General features: G+C 49.2%; 3 protein-coding genes. 2 read left to right on the plus strand and 1 reads right to left on the minus strand.

Going from position 1 to position 4,227, the window contains the following annotated elements; translation table 11 throughout:
• Together QF669_09325 and QF669_09330 are read left to right on the plus strand one after the other, a co-directional pair.
• Positions 1-2,406: DUF2723 domain-containing protein (locus tag QF669_09325; GenBank protein ID MDP6457630.1), on the plus strand; the 2,406-nt coding region annotated here is incomplete at its 5' end.
• 4 nt (positions 2,407-2,410) lie between these two features.
• A complete protein-coding gene (locus QF669_09330) occupies positions 2,411-3,463 on the plus strand; it encodes a glycosyltransferase family 2 protein (protein ID MDP6457631.1) in 1,053 nt (350 codons plus the stop codon).
• Here QF669_09330 and QF669_09335 read toward each other — a convergent pair.
• A partial coding sequence (locus QF669_09335; GenBank protein ID MDP6457632.1) for a DUF4835 family protein occupies positions 3,430-4,227 on the minus strand: 798 nt, incomplete at its 5' end. The two genes, QF669_09330 and QF669_09335, sit on opposite strands and share 34 nt — an antisense overlap.

Here is a 4,227-nt window from a genome sequence, read left to right on the forward strand (position 1 = left end):
TCAGGACTGCTGGGGTCACTGATCTTCGCCTTCACCGATAGTCACTGGTTCAACGCTGTAGAGGCGGAGGTTTACGCTGTCAGTACTCTGCTGACGGCAATGGTCGTCTGGCTGATTCTGCGCTGGGCTGAACGATCAGAGGAGATCGGCAACGAACGATACATTCTTATTATCAGTTACGTTGTTGGAATGGCTTCCGGCATCCATCTTCTGAACCTGTTAGCGCTGCCTTTCATCGGACTCGTCATCTACTTCAAGAAACTTCAGTTCTCCTGGAAGTCGTTTCTTATTATGACGGCCATCGTGGGGGCTACTTTTCTGACGATATATCTGGGGATTATCAAAGGATTTCCGAAGCTTGCCATGATGGGAGGCGTCTGGAGTGTTGTGATTCTTACACTTGCTCTGTTCGGGGTCACCATATTTTCCATACGAAATAAGAAACGACTCTTATCTACTGTCCTATCATCGCTAGTTCTTATAGTCATCAGTTATTCTACTTATGCAATACTCTTTATCCGTTCGAATCAGGATCCTGCCATTGATGAAAATGATCCTGAAACTCTGGCAAGAGCTGTCAAGTATCTGGAGCGGGAACAATACGGTTCAATTTCATTCTTGCCCAGGAAATACAAAAAGGATCAAGTCGGTTCACTCACTCACAAGGTAGATAAAGTAGGCAGACCCCGTAACGGACGGCAGTTCTCGTCCTCCCAGAATCTGAAGTATATGTTTCACGATTTTGGCAGACAGGCTCAGTTTCTGTGGGATTACCAGATCGTCCGAATGTATGTCCGCTATTTTCTGTGGCAATTTGGCGGACGAGGACCGGCCGGTCAGCCGTGGGTATCTGACCTCGGGGCTCTGGCTAAACGCCAGGAGGACGGCGTCGACTGGATTCAGTTTGGGCTGCCGTTCCCATTCTTGCTGGGCGTCATCGGTATGGTCTACCATTTCAAGAAGGATCCCAACCACGCACTTTCGGTCCTCACCCTCTTCTTCATGACGGGTCTGGCCATCATTTTCTATCTCAATCAGGATAAGTTTCAGCCGCGGGAGCGTGACTACTCGTACGTGGGGAGTTTTCTCGCTTTTTCCATTTGGGTTGGTATTGCCGGTGCCGCTGTATTGGATAAAGTGCTCACCTACTTTAGTGAAAAACGTTTTGGAAAGGAGGCCGGGTATATCACCCTTGTGCTTCTCCTCCTGGTCCCAGCCGTTGTGGTATCGACGAACTACCGCTCCCACAACCGTTCCGGTAACTACGTGGCCTGGGACTACTCTTATAACATCTTGCAGACATGTGAACCCAATGCCATTATTTTTACCAACGGTGACAACGACACATTTCCCCTCTGGTACCTGCAGGAGGTAGAGGGTATTCGCAAAGATGTGACCGTAGCCAATCTGAGTCTGCTGAATACAGACTGGTACATCAAGCAGTTGAAGGAGTCGCGCCCGCCGGGCGAACGATTTGTAACTTTCTCAGACAGCCAGATAGTTGGTAGACAGCCTATTGCTGATAATCCTGTCACCGGTGAGCCGCTCCTTCTGCAGGTCAGTTATTGGAAAGATACGCCTGTTTCGGTTCCGGCTCCCTATGATCCGGAAAACAAAAAAGGGGCTATTTCGTGGAAGATCAAGCCAACAATTGGTCAGGGAATTCGTGTTCAGGATTTGATGATCCTGCACATTGTCCAGGCGGCCCAATGGCGTTACCCTATCTATTTTGCCGTCACTGTTTCACCGAAGAACAGGATCGGACTGGAGAAATATCTCCAGATGGAGGGACTCGCCTTTCGCCTCAGATCGCATAAGGTACCTGCTGTCAACTACAAAAGACTGGCTGAAAACCTGACGAGTGTGATTGCTGACAGTGATTGGAGTACGGATTACCAACAAGGGTACAAATTTCGCAACCTTAACAATTCGGACGTTTACTACAATACGAACATTATCAAGCTTCTTCAGAATTACAGGTCAGCATTCCTGCAGCTCGGTGTAAACGAGTATCAGCAGTTCAGGAAAACGGTAAAAGATGCGTCTGTCGCAGATGACGATCGGGAAAGAATGAGACAGGAGGCACTGGAGCCCATCAGGCTGATGATGGATGTCATGCCGGACAGTGTTATCCCCGTTACTAGTGAGGAACTCTCCCTCCGCATCGGTCAACTTTATCACGATCTCGGTGAAGTTGAGCGGGGTAAGGAAATCTTCAGAGGGTTGCATGACTCCAACCGCCCCGATCTGGTGGGATATCTCATCAGAACGTATGACGAAATGGAGTACTGGGAAGAAGCTGTCGATCTACTTCAGAATTGGTTGCATAAGTTTCCCGGTGATACAGGCAGCCGCGGTTTGTTGGAAGAATATATCTTGAAAGCTAATCGAACTTCTGGATCTTGACGGTGTGGCTGAGCCTGAACCACTTGTCTCTGTTGTAATTCCTCATTGGAACGGTATAGAGGTGCTGGCCGAGTGCCTCGAGTCTCTCTATAAAAGTTCATATCCAAATATGGAAGTCGTTGTCGTGGATAACGCTTCCACCGATGGGAGTCCTGAATGGATAGTAGCAAATCACGGGAAGGTCAATCTGGTTCGGTGCAGGGAGAATAGAGGCTATGCGGGCGGGTGTAACTTGGGCGCTGAATATGCTTCGGGAGACTATCTGCTGTTTCTGAACAATGATACTGTTCACACGCCGGATTGGATTGAGCTCCTCGTGGCAACGCTGGAGAAGAATCGTGGGGTTGCCGCGGTGCAGCCTAAGATTCTCAATTATTTTGAGAAGGAACTATTTGACTACGCGGGCGGATCGGGCGGTCAGATGGATATACTCTGTTTTCCTTTTGCCCGCGGCCGCCTCTTTCTGACGCGGGAGGAAGACAGTGGACAGTACGATGACGAGACAGACATCTTTTGGGCCTCAGGTACGGCGTTTCTTGTGCGAAAATCAGTCTTTGAGGAGGTAGGTGGTTTTGACGAAACTTTTTTCGCCCATCAGGAAGAGATCGATCTTCAGTGGCGTATACATCTTGCCGGCCTGGACGTGGTGGTTAATCCAGCATCGGTAGTCTATCACCGTAATGCGGTGACATTGACCATGCATTCACCGCAGAAAAAGTATCTGAATCACAGGAACAGTCTCTTGATGATGCTTTCCAACTACAGTCTGCCCATGGCGCTTTATCTCTTTCCCATAAGGCTGATTCTGGAATTCATTGCTGTACTCTATGCCCTGGTCCTGGTTGATTTCGGTCACGTTGCCGCCATCTTCAGATCGCTCTTCTGGATTCTCTTTCATCCTCACGTCATCCATCGAAGAAGGAAGCGGACACGGTCTGTTCGTTGCTTGAAAGACAGGGCAATCCTCGCCAAGCTCTACAGGGGAAGCGTGGTGCTCGATTACTATATCTTAGGGAAGCGGAGCTACTCTGATTTAATGCCGAGCCCTTCCCGGTAGCGCGCCTTATTGTCCGGATCCAGCTCTATTAGCCGTGTCAGAATCTTCTTTTTATTTTGTAACTGATCGGGAAGCTGAGATAGCTCTTCGGCATGACCTTTCAGGAATATGATGGTATAGTGTTCGCGCGGATATTTGGCGAAGGTAAGTTCCAGATTCTCCATCATTTTGTCCAGCGAAGTTTCCGCCGCTTCCAGGTCGTCCTCATCCAGATAGGCGAGAGCATCAAAGAAGAAAAACCTGGCCAGCCGTGTACCTTTGTTTTTGGTGAGAATATCAACGAGTTCTACCCGGTCGCTCCAACCGCGGCGATATTGCGAGGTGATGCCTCTCAATGCCAGTTCTCGCCCCCTCTCGTAAAAACGGGTACCGCCGAACTGATTATAAGTGTCTGCTTCCCCTGCTAGAATGATGTTGCCGTAATACTCTAACGCGCTCGCCAGCGGAGCGAATAGAACAGGCGAAAAAATGATCCCCTGACCTGCCGCATAAGGAAACTGTATTACTTTGGCGAAGTAGCGCTGGTCGGAACCGTTGGAAAAGAGGCATTGTGCCGAATAGAGGTGCTCGCCCCCCTTATCAGAGACACTTTCGAAGATTAATTGAATTGCCAGAGGAATCGCCAAGTCGCTGTATTCCTGATCCCACGGTGTAGACTTAAAGAAGAGCTTTATCTGATCTGGGAGCTCGGAGGTGATTCGTCTGTCACGCTCTTTCAATCGTTGGACATCCAGCGAAACTTTGACATCTGCGAACTGAGCCGA

The sequence above is a fragment of the Candidatus Neomarinimicrobiota bacterium genome (assembly GCA_030743815.1).
Lineage (GTDB): Bacteria > Fidelibacterota > Marinisomatia > Marinisomatales > S15-B10 > UBA2146.